The sequence below is a fragment of the Streptomyces boninensis genome (genome assembly GCF_048572725.1).
Lineage (GTDB): Bacteria > Actinomycetota > Actinomycetes > Streptomycetales > Streptomycetaceae > Streptomyces > Streptomyces boninensis.
Genome location: NZ_CP183837.1, coordinates 3,986,275 through 4,010,554 on the forward strand (window position 1 = coordinate 3,986,275; position 24,280 = coordinate 4,010,554).

The window sequence follows — 24,280 nt, forward strand, 5'->3', positions numbered from 1 at the left end:
GCCTGACATGCGGATTTATGCCAGGCGTGCAACGCTGAGAAATGCCCCAAATGTCTCACTTGCTAGGAAGTGATTTGGATCATGGGCATCGGAGATTTCCTGGACAAGGCCAAGAACGCGGCCGAGGACGCCGTGAACAAGGCCAAGGACGCCGCCGAGGGCGCTAGCGACAAGGCCCAGGACACGGCACAGGGCGCGATGGGCAAGGCGCAGGACGCGGCGGATGGCGCGCAGGACGCGGCGGGTAACGCCGCGAACAGGGCGCAGGACGCGGCGGGCAACGCCGCGGATCGTGCCCAGGACGCCGGTCAGGGTGCCGCGGACCGTGCTCAGGACGCCGGTCAGGGCGCCGCGGACCGTGCTCAGGACGCGGGCCAGCAGGCCGCGGACCGTGCCCAGGACGCCGGCCAGGACGCCGCCGACCGTTCGCGCGAGGCCGGCCAGGATGCCTGGCAGGCCCCCGACGAGGCCGACGACTTCTAGATCCCGCGCATCGCACACTGCGCACCCCACGAGGGGCGGTACCCGTACATAGGGTGCCGCCCCTCGACCGTGCGGTGCCAGGTGCGTCGGCGGCCGCCGGAAACGTCCCGGGCCCACCCGTCCCGCCCAGCGGGACGCCTGCCCCCGGAAGGGCGACGCCTGTTCCCGGAGGGGCGACGCCTGTTCCCGGAGGGGCGGCGCCTGCCCCCGAGCGGCAGTTAGTGCCCTACCGCCGCGCGGTCCGGCCCTTCTCGTCCGCCGCGCCACCCGCGCCCACCAGCCCGCGCGACGGTGCGCCGGCCAGCTTCGGGCCCAGCTTGCGGAGCTCCCTTGCTGCGCCCAGGCCGATCACCGTCGGCAGGGTCCAGCGGACCGGCTGCATGCCGCGCAGCCACCACTGGCCGTACACGTGGGCCGAGCGGCGCTCGATGCCGTCGACCAGGCGGTCGACCGCCGGGCCCAGCGGATACGTCTTGTTCGCCGGCCACGGCAGCGAGCGGCGGCCCTCGCGCATGACCTCGTCCTCGTCGGCGCCGCGGACCATGTCCGTATCCGTCCAGCTCAGGTAGCCGACCCCGACCTTGACGCCCTTGTAGCCCAACTCGCCGCGCAGACAGTGCGCGAAGGCCTCGACGCCCGACTTCGACGCGCAGTACGCCGCCATCATCGGCGCCGGCGTGATCGCGGCCAGCGAGGCGATCTGGAGCAGGTAGCCGCGGGACGCCAGCAGCGCGGGCACGAAGGCGCGCGCTGTGGCCACCGATCCCAGCAGGTTGACCTGGATGACGCGGTCGAAGGTGGCCGCGTCGGACTGCTCGAAGGGGCCGCCCGTGGCGACGCCCGCGTTGGCGACGACGATGTCCACCCGGCCGAAGCGGTCCACCACTTCGCGGGCCACGACGCCCATCGCCTCGTGGTCGGTGACGTCCGCCTCCCACCAGTCGGCCTCGGTGCCCACGGCGCCGGCCACCCGCTTCAGCTCCTCCGGCTCCAGGCCCACCAGCGCCAGCTTCACGCCGCGGGCGGCGAGCTTGCGGGCCAGCAGTTCGCCGACGCCGCGCGCCGCGCCCGTGATGACCGCGACCTTGCCTTCGATGTTGCTCATGCCGTCTTCTCCGCCCGCTCCTCGGCCTGCCCGGCCGGCCCATGTGCCTTGACCATCCGCCGGATCAGGGCGAGGACGTCGTCCGTCGCCTCGATCGGCGTCATGTGGCCGCGCCGGGGCAGCTCGGTGAGCCCCTCGGACTGCGGCAGCGCCGCCTCGATCCGGCGGGCGTGCACGGCCGGGGTGAGGCGGTCGGAGGTGCCCTGGATGACGGCGGTCGGCACCGGCATCCTGCGTACCTCGGCGTCCAGGTCAAGGCCCGCGAGCACCCGCCCCCACTCGCCGCGCGGCCTGCGCGGACAGGAGTGCACGATACGGGCGCAGGCGTCGAGTTGCTCCGGCGTCGCGTCGGGGCCCAGCGTCACGTACTTCAGCAGCCGCTTCGCCACCGGCGTCACCGGCCCCATCGGCGCCTTCGTCTGCAGCATCACCCGGTGGGCGAGCTTGCGCAGCGCCTTGACGCGGATCGGGAAGACCTTCGACTCCAGGCGGAGCCGTGAGGCGCCGGTGGAGCAGAGCACCGTCGCCGTGGCTCGTTCGCGCAGGTAGGGGCGGTTGGCGGCGGCGATGATGGTCATCGCGCCCATGGAGTGGCCGACGATCACCGCCCGTTCGCCGGGGTCGAGCGCCGCGTCCAGGACGGCGCCGAGGTCGTCGGCGAGGGCGGTGGTCGAGTAGCCGCCGGGCGAGCTGGCGGCCGGGGAGCGGCCGTGGCCGCGCTGGTCGTACGCGATCACCCGGTGGTCGGCGGCCAGGTCTCGTATCACCGGCGCCCAGAAGGCCGTTGAGCAGGTCCAGCCGTGCGCGAGCACCACGATCGGGGCGTCCTGCGGGCCGTGGACCTCGATGTTGATACGGGCCCCGTCGGGCGAGCTCGTGGTCAGCCGGCGGCGCGGCTCCGGCGGCGCGTACGGGCCGGTCTTCAGCAGCCGGGTCATGCCGGCACCTCGCTTACGTCGTCGCCGATGGTCTCCGGTGCGGTACGGGCCGCGGCCCGCAGCACCTCGTACTCCTCCAGCCGCACATGGCTGGTGACCCGGCGGAACTCGCTGGTGGTGCCGGGCCAGAGGGTGGTGTTCTTGCCGTTCGCGTCCAGGTACCAGCTGTCGCAGCTGCCGGTCTTCCAGACGGTGCGCTTCATCCGCTCCTGCAGCTTGTCGTTGTACTTGACCTGCGCCTCGGGGCGGGCGTCGAGCGCCCGGCCCTCGCCGAGCGCGTTCAACTGCCGCATGAAGTCGATCAGATACTGGATCTGCGCCTCGATGATCAGGATCATCGAGCTGTTGCCGAGCCCGGTGTTGGGCCCGATGATCTGCAGCATGTTCGGGAAGCCGGCCACGCTGGAGCCGCGCAGCGCCTCCATGCCGTCGGTCCAGGCCTCCGCCAGGGTGGTGCCGTTGCGGCCCTTGACCCGCTCCTTGAACGGCATGTCGGTGACGTGGAAGCCCGTACCGAAGATGATCGCGTCCACCTCGGTCTCGGAGCCGTCGGCGGCGACGACCGTATTGCCGCGGATCTCCTTCAGGCCCGAGTCGACCAGGTCGACGTTGTCCTTGGCGAGCGCCGGGTAGTAGTCGCTGGAGAGCAGGATGCGCTTGCAGCCCGGCTGGTACTTCGGGGTGAGCTTGCGGCGCAGCTCCGGGTCCTTGACCCCGCGGGCGATGTTCGCCTTGCCGATCCGGCGCAGCATGCTCAGCTCGCCCGGGTGCTTGGTGAAGGCGGCGACCTGCAGCTCCCTTATCCCCCACAGGATCTGCCGGCGCAGCCGGGTGGTGGCAGGGACGCGGGTGTGGATCCATCGCTCCACGCCGCTGATCTTGCGGTCCATGCGCGGCAGCACCCACGGCGGGGTGCGCTGGAAGAGGGTCAGCTTGCCGACCTTCGGCTGGATGGACGGCACGATCTGGATCGCCGAGGCGCCGGTGCCGACGACGGCGACGCGCTTGCCGCGCAGGTCGTAGTCATGGTCCCACCGCGAGGAGTGGAAGATCCGGCCCTTGAAGCCGTCCAGCCCCGGGATGTCGGGGATCTGCGGCTCGGACAGCGGCCCGGTGGCGCCGACGATCACATCGGCGGTGATCTCGCCGTGGTTCGTCTCCAGCACCCAGCGCAGCTCGGCCTCGTCCCAGTGGCTGTTCAGGACCTCGGTGTCGAAGCGCAGGTGCGGGCGCAGGCCGAAGGTGTCGGCGACGCCCTCGAGGTAGTCCCAGATGTGCTGCTGGCCCGAGAAGGACCGCGGCCACTCCGGGTTCAGCGCGAAGGAGAAGGAGTAGAGGTGCGAGGGGACGTCGCAGGCGCAGCCCGGGTAGCTGTTCGCGCGCCAAGTGCCGCCGAGACCGCCGGACTTCTCCAGTACGACGAAATCGGTGATCCCCTCGCGCCGGAGCCGCACCGCGGCGCCGAGACCGCCGAAGCCCGCTCCGACGACCGCTACCCGGAAATGTTCGCGCCTGAGCTCGACATCGGCCATGTGTCGCCTCCCGGTCGATAACCTTGCCAGTGTTTACTGGCACGATGAGGAGAGTAGGGCAGGACCGTACTCATGGGTAGGGGCTGTGCGACAAAAAGTCAGCAAGAGCATCTACGGCCCGCACGCACGTACGCTGTAGCCCGCACCTAGAAGGGGGTCCGGCGCCGCATGGGACGTGAATACCGGCTCGACGAGCTAGCCGAAGCCTCTGGCGTGCGCGCCCGCACCCTCCGCTTCTACCGCGAGCGCGGGCTGCTGCAGCCGCCGCGCCGCGAGGGGCGGATCGCCTGGTACAACGACGACCACCTGGCCCGGGTCCGTACGGTCTCCGCGCTGGTCGAGCGCGGCCACACGCTGGGCGGCATCGCGGAGTTGATCGCCGCCTTCGAGTCGGGGCGGGACGTGCGCGGCGCGGCCGAGCTGCTGGGGCTGAGCACCCTGGTCAAGCCGTGGTCGGAGGAGACTCCGGTACGGCTCACACCCGAGGAGCTGGCGGTGCGCTTCGGCGGCGGGGCGGAGGAGGTCAGCGCGGAGAACCTCGCCGACGCGCTCGACATCGGCTATGTCGCCGTCGAGGGCGAGGAGTTCGTGCACGTCAGCCAGCGGCTGCTGGACGTGTCGGGCGAGCTGGTGAAGAAGGGCATCCCGCTCGCGGTGGTGCTGGCGGCGGGGCGCGAGGTGCGCGAGCACGCGGACGCGCTGGCGGAGCTGTTCACCGGGCTCGTACGCAAGCATCTCCTCGCGGATGTCCTGGACTCCCCCGCCGACCTCACGCCCGAGCAGGTCGCCCGGATCACGGACACGATCGAGCGGCTGCGGCCGATGGCGAAGCAGGTGCTGGAGGCCGAGGTCACGATGGCGATGGACCGGCGGGTGCGGACGGAATTGGAGGAGTGGCAGCGGGAGACTTCGCCGCAGTCCTCCAGCTGAGCGGGATTCCCGGGGCTCCGCCCCAGCCGCTCACCCCATCCCCCCGATCCAACCCGCCGCGTCGAGCCGGAAGGCTCCTGGCGCGGCGACGGCACGCAGGTCATCCTCGAGCGCGCACACCCGGCCCTCCCCCAGGGTGGCAACCCACTCCGCCCGCAACCGCTCGAAGATCGCGGCCGACCGAGCCAGCATGTCGCGTCCATGCGGCGCCAGCCGCACCAGCTTGCGCCGCGCGTCGGCGGCATCGGCGGCGCGTTCCGCGTAACCGAGGGCGATCAGGCGGTCGACGGTCTTGCCCGCCGCCTGCTTGGAGATGCCCATTCGGCGGGCGATGTCGCTGGCGGAGCTGCCGTCGAGGCCGATCGCCTGCAGGGCGAAGCCGTGGGCCGGGCGGGCATGCGGGTGTCCCTGCTCGGCGAGCTCGGCGTGCACGGCGTCGATGAGCGTACGGAAGCCGGCGAACAGCAGCAGCGGCAGCTCGTAGCCCGGCCTGTTGCCAGAATCGACAACCTGGTTTACCTTCTCCTCATCGTCAACCATGTTGACCATTCTAGGAGGCGTAAGTGTTCGACGCACACACCGTGGAAACCGCCCCCGAGGCAGCCCGGCCCACCATGCAGGCCGTCGCCGCCAAGTGGGGCGGCAAGGTGCCGGACGCGGTGGCGCGGATGGCCACCTCGCCCGAACTCCTGGGCGGCTTCCTGTCCTTGAGCGGCGCCTTCGAGAACTGCACCCTGGACCCGCTGTCCAGAGAGACCGTCATCATGACGGTCGCCACCCGCAACGAATGCCACATCTGCATCAGCATCCACACCGCCACCCTCCGCAAGCACGGCGCCGACGCGGAGCTGATAGCCGCCCTGCGGGACGAACAGGCGGTACCCGACGAGCGGCTCGCCGCCATCCAGGCGTTCACTCTCACCGCCCTGGACACCGCGGGCGCCGTGCCCGACGACGACATCAAGGCGCTGCTCGCGCACGGCTACACCGAGCGCAACGCCCTGGAGGTCGTGCTGGGCATCGGCGCGTACACGATGTCGACCTTCGCCAACCGCCTGATCCGCGCCACCTGACGGTCCTGCGCTACGGCTGCCAGAGCCGCGCCTTGTAAATGCCGCCGCCCACGAGGTGATACGGCTCCCCCTCCGGATGCAGCCGCACCCGCTCCGTCCACCACGTCTCGCCCAGATTCGGCTCCGGCTGGGTGGTGACGATGGTGCCGGAGTCCGGGTGCACGCCGGCCGCCTTGACCTTGTTACGGGGCCAGCCCGCCGCCCACGGGAAGTCCTGCAGGAAGGCCTTGCGGCGCTTGGAGTACTGGAAGATGTCGCCGTTGACCGTCACCCACATCCGGTCGGGGCGCCCGGCCACCGGGAAGAGGTCGTGTCCGTCGGGCCCGGGCAGCGGCGTCGAGAACACCTGCTTGATCGTGGGCGCGGCCCGGGTCCCACCGATCCGGTACGCGACGAGGTCGTCGTGCCCGATCGCCCACAGCACGTCGCGGCGCTCGTCCCACACGACGCCGTGCGCGGTGGGCAGCTTGGCCTCGGCGTAGGTGGTGTTGGCCGGGCCCTGCGAGGCGGCGTAGATACGGACCAGGCCGCCCGTGGAGCCGGCGACGGCGATGTTGCCGTTCGGCAGCAGCTCGATGCTGTGCGGGTTGAGGAGGTCGTCGCCGAGGCCGAGGCCCGCGCCCCAGTAGCGCTTCCCTGTCGGGTACTCGACGGCGAAGCAGAGCCCGAAGGAGGCGGTGGCGAGGACGTAGGTCTTCCGGCCGTGCCGCCGGACCTTCACCTCGCTGACGTACCGCCACCCGTCCGCGTACTGCAGATCGGCGAACTGCGGGTCGCCGTCCGGGGTGTAGCGCCAGAGCGCGGCCGCCGGGTCGGCGGCGAGGTCCCAGGTCTTCTTGGCGGAGTCGAGGAGCAGGAGGCTGCGGGTCGCTTGATCGCCGACGAGGATGTGCGGGAGCCGGCGGCCGCCTGAGGCGGCCGCCCGCGCCTGTGGTGCGGCGAGTGCGATGGCGCCCGCGGCGCCGAGCGCCCCGGTGAGCACCCCGCGCCGGGTGGGTCTGCCGGTACCTGCTGCTGCCATGTTCCGCCCCCTCCTGGGTAACCGCTTGCGACCGAGCGGAAGCGTGGCATGCGGGTGCCCGGCGGGGAAGAGGACGCGCGAGAGATTCGCCCGCGCGACACCTCGAAGTCGCCGCGGAGTCACGGCACTTGCTGGGCCGGCCTAGGCCTCTTCCGCCCTGCGCAGCAGCAGCTCCCGCTCCCGCTGATTGCGCGTCAGCGTCGCCGCGCGCTCGAACTCCGCGCGGGCCGCCGCACCCCGCCCCAGCTTCGCGAGCAGGTCGCCGCGGACGCTCGGGAGCAGGTGGTAGCCCTGTATCGCGGGCTCGTTCGCGATCGCATCGACGATCGCCAGCCCCGCCTCCGGGCCCTGTGCCATCGACACCGCCACCGCCCGGTTCAGCTCCACCACGGGCGAGGGCGCGACCCGTACCAACTGCCCGTACAGCGCCGCGATCTCCCCCCAGTCGGTGTCCTCGGCCCGCCGCGCCCGGGTGTGGCAGACGGCGATCGCGGCCTGGAGGACGTACGGGCCCGCGGGTCCCTGCGCCGTCTTCCCGGCGAGGGCCAGCGCGGCGATCCCGCGGCGGATCAGCACCTGGTCCCAGCGCGACCGGTTCTGGTCGGCGAGCAGCACCGGCTCCCCGTCCGGGCCGGTCCGCGCCGCCGACCGCGAGGCCTGGATCTCCAGCAGCGCAGCGAGGCCGTGCACCTCCGGCTCGTCCGGCATCAGGCCCTGCAGCAGCCGGGCGAGCCGCAGCGCGTCCTCGCACAGCGCGGGCCGCATCCAGTCGTCGCCGGCGGTGGCGGAGTAACCCTCGTTGAAGACGAGGTAGATGACCTCCAGCACCGACGCGAGCCGCTCGGCCCGCTCCGCGCCCTGCGGCACCTCGAAGGGGACCTGCGCCGCGGCCAGCGCCTTCTTCGCCCGTACGATCCGCTGCGCCACGGTCGGCTCGGCCACCAGGAACGCGCGGGCGATCTCGTCCGTCCGCAGCCCGCCGATCATCCGCAGCGTCAGCGCCACCCGCGCCTCGGTGGCCAGCACCGGGTGGCAGGCGGTGAAGACCAGCCGCAGGACGTCGTCCTCGATCCGGTCCTCGTCGACGGCGTCGAAGTCGTCGCGGCCGCCGTCCTGGCGCCGCCGCAGGTCCTCGCCGACCTCGGAGAGCTTGCGGGCGTACATCTCCCGGCGCCGGATCAGATCGATGCCGCGCCGCTTGGCGGTGGCCATCAGCCAGGCGCCGGGGTTGTCGGGCACTCCGTCCCGCGGCCACTGCTCCAGCGCCGCGACGAGGGCGTCCTGCGCCAGCTCCTCCGCGGTGCCGACATCGCGTACGAGCCGGGTCAGCCCGGCGATCAGCCGCGCGGACTCGATCCGCCACACGGCGGCCACGGCGCCGCGAGCGTCGTCACCTTCGTCGGGGGCTGCCGTCACGGTCACCCATCAGAGCAGGACGGGCGCCGCGACGGCAAACCTGACGCGGCGGGCTGTGCCGGCCGGCCCTTGGCTAGCCCGCCACCAGCTCCCGCACCTCACAGGTGATGTTCCACTGATCCCCGTGCACCAGGAGGAAGCGCCGAGCCCACTCGACGGCCTCCTCGCGGTCCTTGGCCTGCAGCATCAGATAGCCGCCGACCATCTCCTTGGTCTCGGTGAAAGGCCCGTCCGTGGTGGTCGTCTTCCCGCCGGACAGGTGCACCCGCTGCGACTCGGCGGTCGACTTCAGCCCGCTGTCGTCCAGCAGCACCCCCGACTGCCGCATCTCGTCGAGCAGCTTCGTCATCTCGGCGATGATGTCGTCGCTGGGCGGTCCGGTGAACTCCTGCTCATCAAGCTTGATCATGGTCAGAAAGCGCGGCATGGTCGTGTCTCCTCACGGCAGTGCGCAGCGATCCCGTCTTCCGGGGACCGCTCTCTCACCCCAGGCGTCGAACGGGCCTGCCGGGATTCGACACGACGGCGAAGATTTTTTCCATGACCGGCGCGGGTTCGCGATCGGCGCGAGTTCAGCCCGGGGCGGAGCGCTGCCTCTGGAGGTCAGCACTGAAATCGGTCCTGCACACTCCCAGCGCTGGATGCGCGCGCTGGTCCCGACTCCGGAGGACACCTTGGCGATGATCACCTCGCGCACTACGGGCTCGTAGACAGGCGTGCAGATGATGGGGTCTCTCGGGGGCGGGGGCTGGCACCGCTCCCCTCGGAACTCAACGGTCCTGACATGGGCCTTCACCACACCGCTCGCCCCGTCTTTCACGGTGTCACGGACCGTGCCTTCGATCGCCCCGCTGCCCGCGGACCGGCCAGGGTGGGTGCCGCGGCCAGGAGGGTCGCTCGGGTGCGCCGCACTACGTTCCTCCCCACTTGACATGGCTTGGACAATTCTTCGCAGCCTAGCGATCCGCGCTGCCGGGCCTGTGGAGAAAAGGGCTTGCTCTGGCGGGGGTGGGCGGCGTTGACTTCTCGTCATGGTGACGAATTCGAATGCGGTGAAGTTTCTCTTCTTCTGGGGGCACAGGGCCGAGCGCGACGGCAGCGTGGGGAAGGGCTGCTTCAGCCAGTGGTGGCCGGCGCCGTTCACCGTGGACGGGGTCGAGTACGCGACCGCCGAGCACTTCATGATGGCGGGCAAGGCGCGGCTCTTCGGGGACGCGGAGGCCGCGGCCGCGATCGTCGCGGCGGGGCACCCGGCGGAGGCGAAGAAGCTGGGGCGCACTGTGCGCCGGTTCGATGAGGAGGCGTGGGCCGCGCATCGGTACGAGCTCGTCGTCCGCGGCAATGAGGCGAAGTTCGGGCAGCACGACGAGCTGCGCGACGTGCTGCTCCGCACCGGAGACCGGGTGCTGGTCGAGGCCAGCCCCATGGACCGGGTATGGGGGATCGGACTCGCGGCCGACGACGAGCGGGCGCAGGACCCGAAGACCTGGCGCGGCCTCAATCTGCTCGGCTTCGCGCTGATGGACGTACGCACCCGCCTGCGCCTGAACGAGTGCTCCCAACGCTCCGTATAGCTGGTTGAAACTACAACTAGCCCCGCCGTGGCATGCCTGTGCGGCGGGCCCCGAACAGCGACAGCTTCAGAACGGAGCACCCATGAACGCTGTGAAACGGGTAATGGTCGTCGCAGCTGCAGCCGCGGCGCTCATCATGACCATCGCGGTCAACCCGGCGGCCGCCGTCAACGACGGCGCCGGGCAGGGCATCAAGGTCGGCGACACCGTGTGCACCGACTGGGTGCAGTCGGACAATGGCGTCCGGCTGACCGGCGTCCTCGACGACAGCACCGGCGAATGGACCGTACGCAAGGCCACCAGTCCAACGGGTCCGGAGGCCGTGGTCCTGCGAGCCAAAGCCGGTTCGCGCACCCCGGGCGAGGTGCCGATCGACAAGACGGTGACGGAGACCGGCACCTTCGTCTACCGGGCCTGCCTCACCCTCGACTGGGTCGTCAAGCCCGTACCCCTGAGCCTCGTCGCCAACTACCGGATGAACCTCACCTCGTCCAGCCCGCGCACAGTGACCGACATCGGGCAGCACACAGCGAAGCTGTCGGCCGCGCAGGCATGCGGTGACCGGACCCGCGTCGGGCCCGGCACCACCGTCCGGCTGACCGGCACCTCCACCGGCCGGACAACCTGGAGCATCAACGTCACCGACAACACCAACAACTACGAGGGGCCCTGGTACGCCCACTTCGAGACCGTCGAGGACATCGACAGGACCGTGGCGCTCGACCCCGAGATCACCGAAGTAACGGTGTGCGTCGGCGCCGGCGACAACGCACACCGGGTACCGGTGGCGTTCGAACTGTCCACCGTCTGACGCTCGACGGCAGGCAGCGCATGGGGGTGGCCTCCTATGAGGCCACCCTTCGCTGTCACAAGACGGCACGTCCGTGCTCGCGGTGGCTGAGTCCGGTGATGAAGGCCGTGATCTCGTCCGGGTTTTCCTCGGCCATGAAGTGGCCTGACGTGGTCGGCTGGTACGACAGGTCCGGGGCCCACGCGCGCCACAGCGATGCGGCGTCGAAGCCCAGCTGGGAGCCCCAGTCCTGGGAGATGACACCTACGGGCATCGTCAGTTGGGCGCCGCGGTCGCGGTCGGCCTGGTCCATTTCCAGGTCGATGCTCGCCGTGGCGCGGTAGTCGGCCACGATCGAGTCGATCGCCGCGATCGAGCTGTCGACGTAGTGGTCGCGCTCCTGGCGGGTGAAGGTGGCGCCGGCCGGATCCCACGCGTCGAGGAAGGAGCCGAAGAACTCCGGGGCGACGGCGGCGATCATCTTCTCCGGCAGGCCCGCGGGCTGGGCCATGAGGTACAGGTGCCAGGCCACCTTCGCGTTGACGCCCTGCAGGACGGCCCAGGTGTCGAGGGTGGGCAGGACGTCGAGGATGCCCAGATAGTCCACGGCGGCGGGGTGGTCCAGGCCGGCGCGGACGGCGACCAGGGCGCCACGGTCGTGGCCGATGAGCCCGAAGCGGTCGAAGCCGAGCGCGGCGGCGACGGCCACGATGTCGCCCGCCATCGTGCGCTTGGAGTACGTGGCGGGATCGTCGGCCGCCGGCTTGTCGCTGGCGCCGTATCCGCGCAGGTCCGGGACGATCACCGTGTGGTCGCCGGCGAGCTTCGCGGCGACGTGCCGCCACATGTAGTGCGTCTGCGGGAAGCCGTGGAGCAGCACTATCGCCGGTCCGTGGCCGCCGACGGCGACGTTGATCCCAACGCCGTCGGCCCCGGGGAGGGTGCGGTAGTCGAAGCCGTCGATGGTCAGGTGGGTGGTCACGCGTTCTCCCTCGGGTCGGGGGTGGATGCGCCCGCGGCTACGGCGGGGTGGCCGGAGAAGATGCCGGCCGGCAGTGCGACCGGGCGATCGGCCGAGGCCTTCATCGCGGGCAGCACCACGGAGTCCACCAGCGCCGCCAGGTAGTCCTCGTCGACCGCGAGGGCGTTGACCCGGCGGAGGAGCAGCGCGGCTCCGACGACTTCCTCGTACGGAAAGGGGTCCGCCCCCTCCGGCAGCTCCCCGCGCGCGACGGCCGCCTCGATGACCTGCTGTGGGAGCCGGGCACCCGTGGGGCCTATGGAGCCTTCGATGGCGTCGCACAGCTCGGGGTCCTCCAGGCCCGCCTGGAGGAGGAGCATCGCGGTGCGGCTGTCGGCGGCGCGCATGGTGCGATCGAGGCGGCGGCACAGGGTGAGCAGATCTTCCCGCAGGCTGCCGGTGTCGACCGGCGTCGCCGCGCCGTGCTGCGCCGGGCCGGCCTTTACCGCGGCGATCACCATGTCCCGCTTGGCCGACCACCGCCGGTACAGGCTCGCCTTCGACGTCTGGCAGCGGCGGGCCACCGCCTCGAAGGTCACACCCTCGTAGCCGGCCTCGGCGAGGAGGTCCAGCACGGCGGCCGTGATCCGCCGCTCCAGCCCGGCATCCCGCGGACGGCCCCGCGCCGCCGCGGGCCGCCCCTTCTCGTTTAGATACGCCACGCCCCGTATCGTAAAACATCCAGCGGCACCTGTCGATCAATGCCCGCGTCGCTAGGAGGCGCGCCCGGCCCGCTCCAGCGCCGCCTTCAGCAGCGCTGTCAGCTCCGGCTGCTCCAGATCCGCCGTCCCACGCAGCTTTACGTGGCGGTGGACCTTGCCCGTGCCCTCCAGCAGGCCCGCCGGGTCCGGCAGGGACGCGCCGCCCGCGATGCCGAGGGTCACGTGTTCCTTCGCCGGGATCAGGGTGAAGACCAGGCCCTTGTAGCCGGCGTCCGTCCCGAAGCCGATGTGGTCGCCGTCCTCCGTCACCACGGCATCGGGGAAGAGCCGCAGCAGCCGCTCGTACGCCCGCGCCACGTCCTCTCTCATGCGACGAGCTTGGCGCCGGTGCGGGTGTGGGGCAACTCGTACGGGGGTCTCCAGGAAGCGGGGGGCTCTGGGCGTGCCTACGTTCGAGGGAGGCCGCTCGGCCGGGCCGCCTGCACAGTGGCGCCGCCACCCCTGTCTGCCACGAGGAGCTGACGTGCCAGGACCCGACACCGCGGGCAGCGGACTGCTGCACCGCACCGGCAGGTACTTCGCCCGCGGCGCCGTCTCCCCCGACCACCGCACCATCTACAAGGAGGGCGGACGCGACGGCGACGTCTTCTACCGGGACCGGTGGAGCCACGACAAGGTCGTCCCGTCCACGCACGGCGTGAACTGCACCGGATCGTGCCGGTGGAAGGTCTACGTCAAGGACGGGATCATCACCTGGGAGGCCCAGGACACCAGTTATCCGTCCGTGGGCCCCGACCGCCCCGAGTACGAGCCCCGCGGCTGCCCCCGCGGCGCCGCCTTCTCCTGGTACACGTACTCCCCGACCCGGGTCCGTTACCCGTACGTCCGCGGCGTGCTCCTGGAGATGTACCGGGAGGCCAAGCAGCGCCTCCGCGACCCCGTCGAAGCCTGGGCCGACATCCAGGCCGACCCCGAGCGCCGCCGCCGCTATCAGCAGGCCCGCGGCAAGGGCGGCCTCGTCAGGGCCTCCTGGGACGAGGCCGTCGAGATCGTCGCCGCCGCGCATGTCCACACCATCAAGAAGTACGGCCCCGACCGCGCCGCCGGCTTCTCCCCCATCCCCGCCATGTCGCAGGTCTCGCACGGCGTCGGCGCCCGCTTCATGGGGCTCATCGGCGCGCCGATGCTCTCCTTCTACGACTGGTACGCCGACCTCCCGGTCGCCTCCCCACAGGTCTTCGGCGACCAGACCGACGTGCCCGAGTCCGGCGACTGGTGGGACGCCGCGTACCTGATCATGTGGGGCTCCAACGTCCCCGTCACCCGCACCCCCGACGCGCACTGGATGGCCGAGGCGCGCTATCGCGGCCAGAAGGTCATCGTCGTAGCGCCCGACTACGCGGACAACGCGAAGTTCGCCGACGAGTGGCTGCACCCCCACCCGGGCACCGATGCCGCGCTCGCCATCGCCATGGGGCACGTGGTGCTCAAGGAGTGCTTCGTCGACCGGCAGGTCCCCTTCTTCGAGGACTATGTCCGCCGCTACACAGACCTGCCCTTCCTCGTCACGCTCACCGAGAAGGACGGGGCGTACGTACCGGGGAAGTTCGTCCGCGCCGCCGACCTCGGCGACACCACCGAGGGCGCCGAGTGGAAGACCGTCGTCGCCGACGACGAGAGCGGCGACCCGGCCGTCCCCAACGGCTCCATCGGCTTCCGCTGGACCGACAGCGGCAAGGGCCAGTGGAACCTCGACCTGGAGGACATCAGCCCCCGCCTCACCCTCTACGCCACCGAGGGCTCCGAGGCCGCCGAAGTCCTGCTGCCCCGCTTCGACACCGAGGGCGGCGAGCACGGGCAGGGCCGCGGCGAGGTGCTGCGCCGGGGCGTACCGGCCAAGCGGCTGCCGGGCTCAAGCCGGCTGGTCACCACCGTCTTCGACCTCCTCCTCGCGCAGTACGGGGTGGAGCGTTACGGGCTCCCCGGCACCTGGCCCACCGGCTACGACGACGCCGAGCAGCCGGGCACGCCCGCCTGGCAGGAGGTGCATACCTCGGTACCGGCCGCGCAGGCCGTCAAGATCGGGCGGGAGTTCGCCAAGACCGCCGAGCAGTCGCAGGGCCGCTGCATGATCCTCATGGGCGCCGGGACCAACCACTGGTTCCACTCCGAGATGATCTACCGCGCCTTCTTCGCCCTGCTCCAGCTCACCGGCTGCCAGGGCCGTAACGGCGGCGGCTGGGCGCACTACGTCGGCCAGGAGAAGTGCCGCCCCGTCACCGGCTGGGCCACGTACGCCGGTGCCATCGACTGGCAGCGGCCGCCGCGGCAGATGATCGGGACCGCGTTCTGGTTCCTCAACACCGACCAGTGGCGGTACGACCAGTTCTCCGCCGACGTCCTCGCCTCGCCGCTCGGCGAGGGCCGCTTCGAAGGCATGACCGGCGCCGACTGCCTGGCCCACTCGGCCCGTTCCGGCTGGATGCCGTCGTACCCGACCTTCAACCGCAACTCCCTCGACCTCGCCGACGAGGCCCTCGCCTCCGGCCAGGACCCCGGGGCGTACATCGCGCAGCAGGCCAAGGACGGCACCCTCGGCTTCGCCTGCGAGGACCCGGACGCGCCGGAGAACTGGCCGCGCGTCCTCACCGTCTGGCGCGCCAACCTCCTCGGCTCCTCCGCGAAGGGCGTCGAGTACTTCCAGAAGCACCTCCTCGGCACCCACGACGCCGTCCGCGCCAACGAGGCCCCGCCCGACGTCCGCCCACGCGACGTGACCTGGCACGAGGAGGCACCCCAGGGCAAGCTCGACCTGCTCCTCACCATGGACTTCCGGATGACGTCCACGACCCTCCTCGCCGACGTCACCCTCCCGGCCGCCACCTGGTACGAGAAGGCCGACCTCTCGACCACCGACATGCACCCGTACGTGCACAGCTTCACCCCGGCCATCGACCCGCCCTGGCAGGCCCGCAGCGACTTCGCCACCTTCCACGCCATCGCGCAGAAGCTCAGCGAGCTCGCCCACGGGCACCTCGACACCCGCCAGGACCTGGTCGCCACCGCGCTGCAGCACGACACCCCGGGCGAGCTGGCGCTGCCCGGCGGCGTCGCCCCGGACTGGAAGCGGGGCGAGTGCGAGCCGGTGCCCGGCAAGACCTTCCCGAACATCGCCGTCGTCGAGCGCGACTACACCGCGGTCGGCGACAAGATGGCCGCCCTCGGCCCGCTCGCCGAGCAGCTCGGCCTCCCGGTGAAGGGCATCGCGCTCCGGCCGGACGAGGAGGTCGACTACCTCAAGCAGCAGAACGGCGTCATGCGCGACGGCCCTGCCGCGGGCCGCCCGCTCCTCGACACCGCCGTCAAGGCCTGCAATACGATCCTCGCCCTCGCCGGCACCACCAACGGCCGCCTCGCCACCCAGGGCTTCCACACCCTGGAGCAGCGCACCGGCCAGGAAATGGCGCACCTCGCCGCCGAGCACGAGGGCAAGCGGATCACGTACGCGGACACCCAGGCGGCTCCCGTCCCGGTCATCACCTCCCCGGAGTGGTCCGGCAGCGAGGCGGGGGGCCGCCGCTATACGGCCTTCACCCTCAACACCGAGCACCTCAAGCCCTGGCACACCCTCACCGGCCGGCAGCAGTTCTTCGTCGACCACGACTGGATGCACGAGCTGGGCGAGGCGATGGTCACGTACCGGCCGCCCCTCGACATGAACCGCCTCTTCGGTGAGCCACGGCTCGGCCCCGACGGCCAGGCGGAGGTGACGGTCCGCTATCTCACCCCGCACAACAAGTGGTCCATCCACTCCGAGTACCAGGACAACCTCTTCATGCTGTCCCTCTCCCGCGGCGGCCAGTTGATCTGGATGTCCCCGCAGGACGCCGACGCCATCGGCGTCCGCGACAACGACTGGATCGAGGCGATGAACCGCAACGGCGTCGTCGTCGCCCGCGCCGTCGTCTCGCACCGGATGCCCGCGGGGACCGTCTACATGCACCACGCCCAGGAGCGGACGGTGAACGTGCCCAAGACCGAGGCCACCGGCAGACGCGGCGGCATCCACAACTCCCTGACCAGACTCATCCTCAAGCCCTCGCATCTCATCGGCGGGTACGCCCAGTTCTCCTGGGCCTTCAACTACCTCGGGCCGACGGGCAATCAACGCGACGAGGTCACCGTCATCCGCCGCCGCTCGCAGGAGGTGACCTACTGACATGAAGGTCATGTCGCAGATCGCCATGGTCATGAACCTCGACAAGTGCATCGGCTGCCACACCTGCTCGGTCACCTGCAAGCAGGCGTGGACCAACCGCAGCGGCGTCGAGTACGTGTGGTTCAACAACGTCGAGACCCGACCAGGGCAGGGCTATCCGCGCCGGTACGAGGACCAGGGCCGCTGGAAGGGCGGCTGGGAGCTCAACAAGCGCGGCAAGCTCAAGCTCAAGCAGGGCGGCCGCCTCAAGCGGCTCGCGGAGATCTTCTCCAACCCGGTGCTGCCCGACATCAAGGACTACTACGAGCCCTGGACGTACGACTACCACAAGCTCACCAACGCGCCGCTGGGCGACGACTTCCCGGTCGCCGAGCCCCGCTCGCTGATCTCCGGCAAGCCGATGAAGATCGAGTGGTCCTCGAACTGGGACGACAACCTCGGCGGCGCCCCCGAGCACGGCGACCTCGACCCGATGGTCGCCAAGGTCCGCGAACAGGCCGCGGAGAAGGTCAAGTTCCAGTTCGAGCAGACCTTCATGTTCTACCTGCCGCGGATCTGCGAGCACTGCCTCAACCCGGCGTGCGTCGCCTCTTGCCCAAGCGGCGCCATGTACAAGCGGGCCGAGGACGGCATCGTCCTGGTCGACCAGGACTCCTGCCGCGGCTGGCGGCAGTGCGTGACGGGCTGCCCGTACAAGAAGGTCTACTTCAACCACCGGACCGGCAAGGCCGAGAAGTGCACGCTGTGCTATCCGCGGCTGGAGGTCGGCCTGCCGACCGTCTGCTCGGAGACCTGCGTCGGGCGGCTGCGCTATCTCGGCGTGATCCTGTACGACGCCGACCAGGTGACGCGGGCGGCAAGCGCGCCGCGCGAGACCGATCTCTATGAGGAGCAGCTGGGGATCTTCCTCGATCCCAATGACCCGGAGGTGCGGGCCGCGGCCGAGCGCGACGGCGTCCCGTACGACTGGGTGGAGGCCGCCCGCCGGTCGCCGGTGCATGCGCTGATCAGCAAGTACCAGGTGGCGCTGCCGCTGCACCCGGAGTACCGGACGATGCCGATGGTCTGGTACATCCCGCCGCTCTCCCCGGTCGTCGACGCGCTCAACGAGACGGGGCACGACGGCGAGGACGCCGGCAATCTCTTCGGCGCGATCGACAGCCTGCGCATTCCGCTCGAATACCTGGCGGAGATCTTCACGGCGGGCGACACCCGTCCCGTACGCGCCTCGCTGGAGAAGCTCGCGGCGATGCGCGCGCACATGCGCGAGATCAACCTCGGCGGCACGCCGGACGGGACCGCCGCGGAGCGCGTGGGGATGAGCGCGTACGAGATCGAGGAGATGTACCGGCTGCTGGCCGTCGCCAAGTACGAGGACCGCTACGTCATTCCGACCGCGGCGATCGGCAACGCGCAGGCGCTGGAGGAGTCGGTGCTGCCCGAGGGCTGCAGCCTCGACTTCGAGGGCGGGCCCGGGATGGGCGGCTCGGGTCCGTTCGGCGAGGCCTCCGGCCGCCCGGCCCCCGTCGCCGTCGAGAACTTCCACGTGCTCGCGGACCGCGCCACCGCGGACGCCCCGGCCGACACCGGGGCCAGCCGCGTGAACCTCCTCAACTGGGACGGCAACGGCAGGCCCGAGGGCCTCTTCCCCGACCGTACGGAAGAGGGCGCCGCGGACGAGGGAGGCCGCCGATGACCGCCGACGACCGCGCCCGCGCCGTGCACCGCGTCGCCGCGGTGGCGCTCGCCTACCCCGACGCCGAGCTGGCCGCCGACCTCCCGGAGATGCGCGAACTGGCCGCGGGGGACCGGCACCTGCCCGCCTTCCTCGACCACTGCGCGGCCACCCCCCTCGCCGAGCTGGCCGCCCACTACACGGAGGTCTTCGACTTCCGCGCCCGCCGCTGCCTGTACCTGACCTGGTGGCGGGACGGCGACACCCGCCGCCGCGGCGTCGCGCTGGTCGCCTTCAAGGAGGCGTACCGGGCGCACGGCCTGGAGTTCACCGGCGGCGGCGAGCTGCCCGACTTCCTGCCCGCCGTCCTGCACTTCACCGCCACCACCGGCGATACGAGCCTGCTCGACGAGCACCGTGCAGGCCTGGAGCTGCTGCGCCTGTCGCTGGAGGACTGCGGCACCCCGTACGCCCGCGTGCTGCAGGCGGTCTGCGCCACCCTCCCGGGCCCGTCGCCGAAGGACCGCGCCGCCGCCATGCAGATGGCCAGGAACGGCCCGCCGCGCGAGGACGTCGGCCTGGAACCGTACGGCGCCACCCCCTTGCCGATGCCGGGCTTCCCGGCGCCCGAACCACTCCCGGCTGGAGACCCCCGTTGACCACGCTGCTGTGGGGAATCCTCCCCTACGTCATCCTCGTCCTGCTGATCGGCGGGCTGATCTGGCGCTATCGCTACGACAAGTTCGGCTGGACGACGCGCTCCTCCCAGCTGTACGAGTCCAAGCTGCTCCGCTGGGCCTCGCCGGCCTTTCACTACGGGATTCTGTTCGTGCTCGCGGGACATGTGATGGGCCTGCTCATCCCGTCCTCCTGGACGGACGCGGTCGGCTTCGACGAGCACTGGTACCACAAGTTCTCGCTGATCGGCGGCACGGCGGCGGGGCTGCTCACAGTGGCCGGCATCGCGCTGCTGATCTACCGCCGCCGCACCACGGGGCCGGTCTTCCTGGCCACCACCCGCAACGACAAGCTCATGTACGTCTTCCTGCTGGGCGCCATCGTGCTCGGCATGGTCGCCAAGCTGATGCACTCCTCCTGGAGCCACGGCTACGACTACCGCGAGACCATCGCGCCCTGGATGCGCAGCGTCTTCACGCTGCAGCCCAAGACCGGGCTGATGGAGGGCGTCCCGGTCATGTACCAGATCCACGCCGTCGTCGGGATGGCGCTGATCGCCCTCGTGCCCTTCTCCCGCCTGGTGCACATGTTCAGTGCGCCGCTGCAGTACCTCTTCCGCCCGTACATCGTCTACCGCAGCCGTGACACCGAGCGCCTGACCGCGCGCCCCGAGCGCCGCGGCTGGGAGCGGATCGGACAGTGATGACCAGCACCACCGACGCCGACGCCAAGCCCTCCGCCGCCGCCTACCGCAACCTGATCGTCGCCACGGTCGGCTTCGCGCTGACCTTCTGGGCCTGGAATCTGATCGCCCCGATCGCGGGGCCCCTCAACGACAAGCTGGGGTTCTCGTCGTTCCAGCAGTCGCTGATGGTGGCCGTGCCGGTCATCGTCGGCTCGCTGGGGCGAGTCCCGGTCGGCGCGCTGACCGACAAGTTCGGCGCCCGGAAGATGTTCCCGCTGCTCGCGGCGCTCACCATCATCCCGGTGCTGCTGCTGATCCCGGCGAAGAACTCGTACTGGGCGCTGCTCCTGGTCGGCTTCATCCTCGGCATCGGCGGTACGACCTTCGCCATCGGCGTCCCGCACGTCAACTCGTGGTTCCCGCCGCACAAGCGCGGCGCCGCGCTCGGCATCTTCGGCATGGGCATGGGCGGCGTGGCGCTGTCCGGCTACCTCACCCCGCGGCTGTACAAGAACAGCGAGAACCTGCCGTTCTGGCTGCTGGCGATCGCGCTGGCGGCGTATGCGGTGCTGGCCGCGATGCTGTTGACCGACCGCCCGGACCGCCCGGTCCCGACGAAGCCGCTGATGTCCCGGCTGCGCGAGGCGGGCAGCCTGCGGGTGACGTGGGAGCTGTCGGCGCTGTACGCGATCGGCTTCGGCGGCATCGTCGCCTACGGCGTCTATCTGCCTACGTACCTCAAGACCTGGTACGAGCTGTCCCCGACCGACGCGGGCACCAAGGCGGCGGGCTTCGCCCTGGTCACGGTCATCTTCCGGCCGCTCGGCGGCTGGCTCTCGGACCGTATCCACCCGGCCGTGGTGACGGCCTGGGCGCTGGGCGTCGTCGCGCTCTTCGCGATCGTCCAGGCCTTCGACCCGAAGCTGAACCCGATGGGCACCATCGCCCTCCTCGTCATGGCGGCCGGCCTCGGCACCGCCTCAGGATCCGTCTTCGCCCTGGTCTCGCAGGTGACCCCGCAGCCGCAGGTCGGCTCGGTCACCGGCATCGTCGGCGCGATCGGCGGCCTCGGCGGCTTTGTGCCGCCGCTGGTGATGGGCGCGATCTACAGCAGCAAGGGCTCGTACTCGATCGGCTTCATGCTGCTGGCGATGATGGCGCTGGCGGGCTGCGTGTACGCGTACGGGCGGATGCGCGAGGCGGGGGCGGCGCCGGTCGTCAGGCCCAGCGGCGGCGGGGGCCTGCAGACGCGGATGGCGGGCCGGGAGCGCGACGAGTAGGCAGGCTGTCTCAACGGCCGGGCGTGACCAGGAAGTTCTCGCTGGTGCGCCCGGCCAGGTGGTCGCGGACATTGTCGACCGTGGCGGTCATGATCTGGCCCACCGCATCCTGCGTGAAGTACGCCTGATGCGAGGTGACGATGACGTTCTGGAAGGTCATCAGCCGGGCGAGGACGTCGTCCGTCATCACCTCCAGCGACTTGTCGTGGAAGAAGACTCCGGCCTCCTCCTCGTACACATCGAGGCCGACGCCGTCGAGCTTGCCCGTGCGCAGCGTCTCGATGAGCGCCTGGGTGTCGATGAGGCCGCCGCGGCTGGAGTTGATGAGGATCGCGTCGTCCTTCATCAGGGCGAGGGCGTGGGCGCCGATGACGTGGTGGGTGTCGTCGAGCAGCGGCGTGTGCAGGCTGACGAGGTCCGCGTCGCGGAAGAGGGTGTCGCGGTCGACGTATTTCATCCCCAGGTCAAGGCACTCGGGATTCTCGGCGATATCGGAGCCCAGCAGCCGCATGCCGAAGCCGTGCGCGATCTTTGCGAAGACGGCGCCGATCTTTCCGGTGCCGAGCACGCCCGCCGTACGGCCGTGGAAGTCGCGGCCCATCAGCCCGTCGAGGCGGAAGTTGAAATCCCGGGAGCGGGCGGCCGCCCGGGGGATCCGCCGGTTCACGGCGAGGGCGAGGGACCAGGCGAATTCGGCGACGGAGTACGGGGAGTAGTACGAGACGCGGGCGACGGCGATGCCGCAGGCGCGGGCCGCGTCCAGGTCGATGTTGTTGTAGCCGGTCGACCGCTGGGCGATCAGCCGGGTGCCGCCGGCCGCGAGGGCGCGCAGCACCTCGGCGTCCAGCTCGGCATTGACGCTGGTCAGCACCACCTCGTAGCCGGCGGCGGTGGCCACGGTGTCGGCATTCAGAAACAGCCGCAGCGTCCGCACCTCGTGCTCGCCGCCGAAGCCGTCGGCGAAGGCCCGCTCGAGAATGGGCTGCTCGTCCCGCTGCACGCCAAAAGCGATGATCTCCACGCCATCATCATCGCAGCAAAGGGGGATCATCGCAGATACGGGAAAGGCCCGCCCGGCGTCAGACTGCGCGCCGCAACGGGCCTTCCATGAGCCGTGGCAGTTACTTCCTGCCCGACATTCAAGGCAGGGATTTACTGCCGCGTAAGATCCTTCACGCGCATCACTCCTCGGCTGCCGGGACCGCTTCTCGGGCCGGTCCGTCTTTCACCCAGGAGCCCGCCGAAGCGGACTGCACGCACCATTGTCTCACTTCCGCAGATCCTTTGCGTAGTACTCCGCATCGGGCTCGTTCCGGTAGTGCCCGTAGCGCTCGGCGGGGGCGTATCCGGAGGAGCGGTACAGCGCGATGGCCTCCGGCTGCTCCCCGCCCGTCTCCAGCACCATGCGCAGCCGGCCCGCGGCCCGCGCGCTGTCCTCCAGCGCCGCGATCATCGCCCGCGCGAGCCCTTGCCCGCGCGCCTCGCGGATGACGAACATCCGCTTCATCTCGGCGTCCCCGTCCCGCAGTCCCTCCGGCGTCGCGCTCATGGCCCGCCAGCCACCGGTCGCGACCGGGGCGTCGTCCTCGTCGTACGCGAGCAGATACACCCCGTGCGGCGGCTCGAAGTGCGCCGGATCCATCGGGGTGGCGTCGCCTTCGCCATAGCGCTCGACGTATTCGAGCTGCGTGAGCTCGTCGAGCTTCACGGCGTCCGGGTGGTCGTACGGGACCGGGGTTATGCGCATGGCCGGAATCGTACGTGGGGCGGCCGGGGTGCTGCCGCGCGAGCTCAGCCCTGAGCGGTGGGGCGGATGACCAGCTCGCCGATCTCCACGTCGTGGGGCTGTTCGACGGCGAAGGTGATGGCGCGGGCCACCGCCTCGGGGGGAAGGGCGAATGCGTCCTGGTCGCGGCGGATCTTCTCCTTGAGCCCGGGATCGTCGATGTGGTCGGCCAGTTCGGTGTTCACGTACCCCGGCGAAATGGCGGTGGTCCGCAGCACGCCGTCGGTCGACTCGCTGCGGAGGCCTTCGTGGAGCGTACGGACGGCGTTCTTGGTGGCAGCGTAGACGGCCTGGGACGGCACGATCTTCAGTCCTGAGGTGGAGACCGTGGTCACCAGGTGGCCGCGGCCCTGGCGGCGGAAGACCGGCAGCGCGGCGGCGATGCCGTGCAGCACGCCGCGCAGATTGACGTCGATCATCGAGGACCAGGCGGCGACATCCAGATCGGCGACGGGGCTGATCCTGGCGATCCCGGCGTTGCCTATGAGGACGTCCAGTCGGCCGAACTCGGTCACTGCCAGATCCACGAGCCGCTGCAGGTCTTCGGGCCGGGTGACATCGGTGGCGCAGGTCGCGGCGGTGCCGCCGGCGGCGCGGATGTCCCGGGCGAGGGCGTCGAGGCGCTCGGTCCGGCGCGCGCCGAGGACGACGGCCGCGCCGCGCCCGGCCAGCATGCGCGCGGTGGCGTCGCCGATGCCGCTGCTGGCGCCGGTGATCGCGATGACGCTGTGGCTCAGATCGGTCACGGGAAATCCCTTCGCGGTAAAGTGGACACGTGTCCGGTTGCTCTTCCAGCGTACCGGACACGTGTCCGTTTACCGTTCTGCCGCGAGGAGAGGGCGATGCCGCCGAACCGCCGCCGGGCCGACGCCGCCGACAACCGGGCCCGGATCATCCGGGTCGCGGGCGAGGTGCTCGGGGGCGGGGGCGAGATCAGGCTCAACGCGATCGCCAAGCAGGCGGGCGTCGGCCAGGGCACCCTCTACCGGCACTTCCCCACCCGCGAGGACCTGCTCTCCGAGGTCTACCGCGCGGACGTCGAGGCGCTCGTCGCCGCCGCGCCCGCGCTGCTCGCGGAGCACGATCCGGCGACGGCGCTGGCGCGCTGGTTCGACCGGCTCGTGGAGTACGCGCGCGTCAAGCGCGGGGTGCTGGCCGCGGTCGAGGCGGCGGTGTGGCAGGACCTGTCCGCGCACAGCCTCGGCCCGATGGGCAAGGCGCTGACCACGCTCCTCGACGCCGGCAAGGCCGCGGGGGTGGTCCGCCCCGACGTCGACGCACGGGACATCACTCTCCTCGTCGGCTACTTGACCCGCCTGGAGGAGGACGAGTGGGACGCGCGGGCCCGGCACGTCCTGACCATCGTCCTGGACGGGCTGCGTGTCGTACCCGCCCAGTAACATGCGCCTCCT

General features: G+C 70.9%; 24 protein-coding genes. 11 read left to right on the top strand and 13 right to left on the bottom strand.

Annotated elements, in window-relative coordinates:
• The first annotated feature begins 81 nt into the window (after positions 1-81).
• Positions 82-483 (top strand): hypothetical protein, encoded by a 402-nt coding sequence (locus tag ACNNMR_RS18030; protein WP_419995646.1) that lies wholly within the window; start codon positions 82-84, stop codon positions 481-483.
• Between the two features lie 226 nt (positions 484-709).
• Here the strand turns inward: ACNNMR_RS18030 and ACNNMR_RS18035 are convergent, their stop codons facing one another.
• From ACNNMR_RS18035 to ACNNMR_RS18045, 3 genes are read right to left on the bottom strand one after another with little or no spacing between them, the layout of a single operon-like run.
• Positions 710-1,588: an SDR family oxidoreductase gene (locus ACNNMR_RS18035; protein ID WP_419995647.1), complete on the bottom strand. Its 879-nt coding sequence runs from the start codon at positions 1,586-1,588 to the stop codon at positions 710-712.
• Complete coding sequence (locus tag ACNNMR_RS18040; protein WP_419995648.1) at positions 1,585-2,526, bottom strand: alpha/beta fold hydrolase; 942 nt, start codon at positions 2,524-2,526, stop codon at positions 1,585-1,587. The genes ACNNMR_RS18035 and ACNNMR_RS18040 overlap by 4 nt, the downstream gene beginning before the upstream one ends.
• Positions 2,523-4,058, bottom strand: coding sequence for a flavin-containing monooxygenase (locus ACNNMR_RS18045; protein ID WP_419995649.1), 1,536 nt, complete (start codon positions 4,056-4,058; stop codon positions 2,523-2,525). The genes ACNNMR_RS18040 and ACNNMR_RS18045 overlap by 4 nt, the downstream gene beginning before the upstream one ends.
• 168 nt (positions 4,059-4,226) lie before the next feature.
• Here ACNNMR_RS18045 and ACNNMR_RS18050 point away from each other — a divergent pair, with 168 nt between their 5' ends.
• Positions 4,227-4,988: a MerR family transcriptional regulator gene (locus ACNNMR_RS18050; RefSeq protein ID WP_419995650.1), complete on the top strand. Its 762-nt coding sequence runs from the start codon at positions 4,227-4,229 to the stop codon at positions 4,986-4,988.
• A gap of 30 nt (positions 4,989-5,018) precedes the next feature.
• On the opposite strand, the gene ACNNMR_RS18055 is transcribed toward ACNNMR_RS18050, so the two are convergent.
• The gene (locus ACNNMR_RS18055) at positions 5,019-5,528 is read right to left on the bottom strand and encodes a MarR family winged helix-turn-helix transcriptional regulator (RefSeq protein ID WP_419995651.1); all 510 of its coding nucleotides are present in this window, start codon (positions 5,526-5,528) and stop codon (positions 5,019-5,021) included.
• Positions 5,529-5,551: 23 nt separating this feature from the next.
• Here ACNNMR_RS18055 and ACNNMR_RS18060 point away from each other — a divergent pair, with 23 nt between their 5' ends.
• Positions 5,552-6,061: a carboxymuconolactone decarboxylase family protein gene (locus tag ACNNMR_RS18060; RefSeq protein WP_419995652.1), complete on the top strand. Its 510-nt coding sequence runs from the start codon at positions 5,552-5,554 to the stop codon at positions 6,059-6,061.
• A 10-nt stretch (positions 6,062-6,071) separates the two neighbouring features.
• Here the strand turns inward: ACNNMR_RS18060 and ACNNMR_RS18065 are convergent, their stop codons facing one another.
• The 3 genes from ACNNMR_RS18065 to ACNNMR_RS18075 form a co-directional block, all read right to left on the bottom strand.
• Entirely contained in the window at positions 6,072-7,082 is a 1,011-nt protein-coding gene (locus ACNNMR_RS18065) for a DUF6528 family protein (protein ID WP_419995653.1), read from the bottom strand.
• 141 nt (positions 7,083-7,223) lie between these two features.
• Positions 7,224-8,504, bottom strand: coding sequence for an RNA polymerase sigma factor (locus ACNNMR_RS18070; RefSeq protein ID WP_419995654.1), 1,281 nt, complete (start codon positions 8,502-8,504; stop codon positions 7,224-7,226).
• Positions 8,505-8,571: 67 nt separating this feature from the next.
• Positions 8,572-8,925 (bottom strand): YciI family protein, encoded by a 354-nt coding sequence (locus tag ACNNMR_RS18075; protein ID WP_419995655.1) that lies wholly within the window; start codon positions 8,923-8,925, stop codon positions 8,572-8,574.
• A gap of 604 nt (positions 8,926-9,529) precedes the next feature.
• Between ACNNMR_RS18075 and ACNNMR_RS18080 the strand changes: the two genes are divergently transcribed.
• The gene (locus ACNNMR_RS18080; protein ID WP_419995656.1) at positions 9,530-10,072 is read left to right on the top strand and encodes an NADAR family protein; all 543 of its coding nucleotides are present in this window, start codon (positions 9,530-9,532) and stop codon (positions 10,070-10,072) included.
• Between the two features lie 82 nt (positions 10,073-10,154).
• The gene (locus tag ACNNMR_RS18085) at positions 10,155-10,883 is read left to right on the top strand and encodes a hypothetical protein (RefSeq protein ID WP_419995657.1); all 729 of its coding nucleotides are present in this window, start codon (positions 10,155-10,157) and stop codon (positions 10,881-10,883) included.
• 55 nt (positions 10,884-10,938) lie between these two features.
• Here ACNNMR_RS18085 and ACNNMR_RS18090 read toward each other — a convergent pair whose 3' ends face one another.
• The 3 genes from ACNNMR_RS18090 to ACNNMR_RS18100 are packed head-to-tail and all read right to left on the bottom strand — an operon-like array spanning position 10,939 to position 12,914.
• On the bottom strand, positions 10,939-11,844 hold the full coding sequence (locus ACNNMR_RS18090) for an alpha/beta hydrolase (RefSeq protein ID WP_419995658.1): 906 nt from the start codon (positions 11,842-11,844) through the stop codon (positions 10,939-10,941).
• Positions 11,841-12,545 carry a TetR/AcrR family transcriptional regulator gene (locus ACNNMR_RS18095; protein ID WP_419995659.1) on the bottom strand — a complete coding sequence of 235 codons (705 nt, stop codon included), beginning with the start codon at positions 12,543-12,545 and terminating at the stop codon, positions 11,841-11,843. The genes ACNNMR_RS18090 and ACNNMR_RS18095 overlap by 4 nt, the downstream gene beginning before the upstream one ends.
• A gap of 51 nt (positions 12,546-12,596) precedes the next feature.
• Positions 12,597-12,914, bottom strand: a complete 318-nt coding sequence (locus tag ACNNMR_RS18100; RefSeq protein WP_419995660.1) for a DUF1801 domain-containing protein — start codon at positions 12,912-12,914, stop codon at positions 12,597-12,599.
• Between the two features lie 154 nt (positions 12,915-13,068).
• Here ACNNMR_RS18100 and ACNNMR_RS18105 point away from each other — a divergent pair, with 154 nt between their 5' ends.
• Genes ACNNMR_RS18105 through ACNNMR_RS18125 form a run of 5 tightly spaced genes read left to right on the top strand, consistent with a single transcriptional unit; the run spans position 13,069 to position 21,082 of the window.
• Positions 13,069-16,764 (top strand): nitrate reductase subunit alpha, encoded by a 3,696-nt coding sequence (locus ACNNMR_RS18105; protein WP_419995661.1) that lies wholly within the window; start codon positions 13,069-13,071, stop codon positions 16,762-16,764.
• A gap of 1 nt (position 16,765) precedes the next feature.
• Entirely contained in the window at positions 16,766-18,460 is a 1,695-nt protein-coding gene (gene narH, locus ACNNMR_RS18110; protein WP_419995662.1) for a nitrate reductase subunit beta, read from the top strand.
• Positions 18,457-19,098, top strand: coding sequence for a nitrate reductase molybdenum cofactor assembly chaperone (gene narJ, locus ACNNMR_RS18115; RefSeq protein WP_419995663.1), 642 nt, complete (start codon positions 18,457-18,459; stop codon positions 19,096-19,098). Before narH ends, narJ begins: the two co-directional genes overlap by 4 nt.
• Positions 19,095-19,820, top strand: coding sequence for a respiratory nitrate reductase subunit gamma (narI, locus tag ACNNMR_RS18120; protein WP_419995664.1), 726 nt, complete (start codon positions 19,095-19,097; stop codon positions 19,818-19,820). Before narJ ends, narI begins: the two co-directional genes overlap by 4 nt.
• Entirely contained in the window at positions 19,820-21,082 is a 1,263-nt protein-coding gene (locus tag ACNNMR_RS18125) for a nitrate/nitrite transporter (RefSeq protein WP_419995665.1), read from the top strand. The genes narI and ACNNMR_RS18125 overlap by 1 nt, the downstream gene beginning before the upstream one ends.
• A 10-nt stretch (positions 21,083-21,092) precedes the next feature.
• Here ACNNMR_RS18125 and ACNNMR_RS18130 read toward each other — a convergent pair whose 3' ends face one another.
• The 3 genes from ACNNMR_RS18130 to ACNNMR_RS18140 form a co-directional block, all read right to left on the bottom strand.
• Positions 21,093-22,103, bottom strand: coding sequence for a 2-hydroxyacid dehydrogenase (locus ACNNMR_RS18130; RefSeq protein WP_419995666.1), 1,011 nt, complete (start codon positions 22,101-22,103; stop codon positions 21,093-21,095).
• A gap of 246 nt (positions 22,104-22,349) precedes the next feature.
• Positions 22,350-22,829, bottom strand: coding sequence for a GNAT family N-acetyltransferase (locus ACNNMR_RS18135; protein WP_419995667.1), 480 nt, complete (start codon positions 22,827-22,829; stop codon positions 22,350-22,352).
• A 44-nt stretch (positions 22,830-22,873) separates the two neighbouring features.
• A complete protein-coding gene (locus ACNNMR_RS18140) occupies positions 22,874-23,614 on the bottom strand; it encodes an SDR family oxidoreductase (protein ID WP_419995668.1) in 741 nt (246 codons plus the stop codon).
• A 96-nt stretch (positions 23,615-23,710) separates the two neighbouring features.
• On the opposite strand from ACNNMR_RS18140, the gene ACNNMR_RS18145 reads away from it, so the two are divergent.
• A complete protein-coding gene (locus ACNNMR_RS18145) occupies positions 23,711-24,268 on the top strand; it encodes a TetR/AcrR family transcriptional regulator (protein ID WP_419995669.1) in 558 nt (185 codons plus the stop codon).
• Positions 24,269-24,280: the final 12 nt, after the last annotated feature.